Origin of the sequence: Halomonas sp. AOP27-A1-41, from assembly GCF_052378605.1 — a bacterium.
Lineage (GTDB): Bacteria > Pseudomonadota > Gammaproteobacteria > Pseudomonadales > Halomonadaceae > Vreelandella > Vreelandella citrativorans.
The window spans coordinates 1-2,761 of the sequence record NZ_JBQSXT010000051.1; the positions used below are offsets into that span (position 1 = coordinate 1).

The 2,761-nt window shown below is 54.0% G+C and carries 1 protein-coding gene and 2 pseudogenes; 2 read left to right on the forward strand and 1 reads right to left on the reverse strand.

Annotated features, from left to right (window positions below):
• Window positions 1-179: 179 nt before the first annotated feature.
• Window positions 180-1,467 (reverse strand): annotated as a pseudogene (locus ACT3TC_RS17025) (IS701 family transposase).
• A gap of 508 nt (window positions 1,468-1,975) precedes the next feature.
• Here ACT3TC_RS17025 and ACT3TC_RS17030 point away from each other — a divergent pair.
• Complete coding sequence (locus ACT3TC_RS17030) at window positions 1,976-2,377, forward strand: ankyrin repeat domain-containing protein (protein ID WP_444641137.1); 402 nt, start codon at window positions 1,976-1,978, stop codon at window positions 2,375-2,377.
• A 65-nt stretch (window positions 2,378-2,442) separates the two neighbouring features.
• A pseudogene (locus ACT3TC_RS17035) lies at window positions 2,443-2,761 on the forward strand (transposase); the annotation flags it as partial.

Sequence of the window (2,761 nt, forward strand, 5' to 3'; positions counted from 1 at the left end):
ACCGCAGAAAACCCAGCCAACCGGCTGGGTTTTTTGTGTGCGCTAGAAAAGTGTGGAATTTCTCCCAGCGAGATTTCAATGCGTTTGCACTAGTACTACTGTGTCATAAACATCGTGATCGACTACCCAGCGCTATCATGATCGCCTGATTTAGCTCCCATCGCAGAGTGGCGATGGAGTTAACCACGTGGCGTTGTGCGCGTTTTATGGCCCCGCGCCCAGTAGCCTTCGGGTACGGCAACTGCCTGGCAGGGGCTGATTTTTTTTTTGATCCCCACAACGTAGGCGCTCCATGACCAGAAAACCGTAAGCGACCGTACACAGAGTGGCGTGGTGGTGAAATCCTCGCCAGTTGCGCCCCTCGTAATGCTTCAGCCCAAACTCCTGCTTGAGCTCCTGATAATCTCGTTCGATGCGCCAGCGTCCTTTCGCTGTCGCCACCAGAGTGGTCAGTGACGTATCTTCCGGCAGATTGCTTAACCAATACTTCGCTGGCGCGGCGTCGCTTTGGGGCCATTCGATCAGCAACCACTCCGGTTCACGCTTCTGCTGGCCTCGCGCCACACGCACTCGGACAGCGGCAAACCGGGAGCACAACGGCTTGTTGGTACCTTCCCGCCAGGTGATATCCTGATAGTCATTGGCATCCAGCGACTCGGCCAGTGCTTGTGCCGCCACTGGGTGATGCTCCGAGGTCTGCTGCCACCGTGTCGGCGGTCGCCCCTGGCCGGACCACTTCGGAGGCAGAGGCTCACTGCCAGGCGGCCAGACACTGATACCCTCCGGCACGTCAACGCAATAACTCAAGCCCCATTCCGCAAGCTGCTCTCGCCACGGCGTCTCTTTGCCGTAAGCCGCATCTGCCAGCACGATACCGGGCGTGATACCGGCCTCCAGTGTTTCGCGCACCTGCTGGAGGGCGATCTCCGGTTTGGTGGCAAAGTCGATCTCTTCTGGCACACCGACGCGGCGACAGCGCGCCGGATCGTTTGTCCATGATGTGGGCAAATAAAGCCGCCATGCGACCGGCAGGCTGGCCTGTTCGGTCGCCACCGATAGGCTAACGGCGACCTGACAATTGTCCTGTTTACCAATCTCACCGCAGTATTGGCGGCTAACGCCCACCGAATGCCGTCCTTTCTTGCGAATACCGGTGTCATCGATAATCCAGAAAGGCGTCGTATCGGGGGGAAGCAAGTAGGGTAGCACCTGCTGCGCCACGCCATTAAGCATCCCTCGGTCAGACCATCCAGAGCGAGCCACCAGGTGATGCAGCGACTGATGACAGGCCTGAACGTTATACGGATCGACACTGGCGGCGATGGGCTCGATACTCTTGCGTTTCAGCGGCAGCATCAAGCCACGACAGTAATCCTGAAAACCTTGCACCCGATCAGCATGGCCCAGGCGAGGCGCTAGCTCATCAAGATACGTCTCGAAGCGGTCGTGAAGTGCGTCGTTTACCATAATGCGAAATCGCTATACAGAGGACACAATACGTATTGATAACATGTCTATTTATGACACAGTAGTACTAGGCTAAAGCTGAGCACTGGAGGCAGAGCGACAGGTATGGCTTTTTCAATACACAATTGATTCTGCTCTTCGATGCATAGTAGGTTTCTTCGGCACTAAATTAGAAGGCTGGGAGGCGATGAACTCAGCAAGGCCGGCGGTCTCGCGACCAAAGACAGTGGAGGTGAAAGCTTTACGTGGTCCGGTATATGGACCCGAATTGTCAGCCTTTAATAGTGCCTTGGTCGCACCGTCGCGTGCTACTAAGGAATTCCTTTTTAGTTATTGGAGAAATAACCCTTTTGTACTAACGTAAGTTGCCGATGCAGATGGGCTGCTGCCAGCCTGATCGCCTTTCAAAAAAAGTATTCTATGCTAAAGGAGCCCCTGCAATTTGCAAGGTTGGAATGTTGTCCATCGTTGGCATTTGTTACCAATAAACTAAGCGGGGGACCCCTTCATGTATTTACGTACTTTTTTTGTAGGAACTGTTGCATTGTTGTTAGCAGTCTTTCCATTCATCACGGCAAGTAAAGCCATGGACGAAACGCAATTGCATAATGCGGCTAAACAAAATGATGCTTCCCTTGTCACTCGACTCTTGGCGGAGGGTGCGGAAATAGACGCGCATAATAGCAGTGGTGCGACAGCGTTGTTAATAGCCTCCCGCACCAACGCAGTCGAAGCGGCCAGGGTCCTCATCGAGTCTGGGGCTGATGTCAATGCGAAGGACAACATCCTCGACAGCCCCTATCTCTATGCAGGTGCGCGCTGTCATTTGGAGATCCTCAGGATGACGCTGACGCATGGAGCTGACCTGAAAAGCACTAACCATTACGGCGGGACGGCGCTTATCCGGTAATCCCCCCGAAAAATAATCGCGTTGATAAGTGGAATTTTGTAACCTGAAAACACAGGAGATTTCACATGCGCAAGTCACGTTTTACTGACAGCCAGATCATGGCGATTTTGAAGCAGGCTGAGTCTGGTGTGCCTGTCCCTGAACTGTGTCGCGAGCACGGCATGAGCAGTGCCTCATTTTATAAATGGCGCTCCAGGTACGGTGGCATGGACACGTCCATGATGAAGCGCCTCAAGGAATTGGAAGATGAGAACCAGCGCCTCAAGAAGATGTATGCCGAAGAGCGGTTGAAGGCAGAGTTGCGCCAGGAAGCCCTTGAGGGAAAGTGGTAAAGCCATCTCAACGCCGCGAGATGGCAAAGAATGTCGTTGAGGCCGGTTGCTG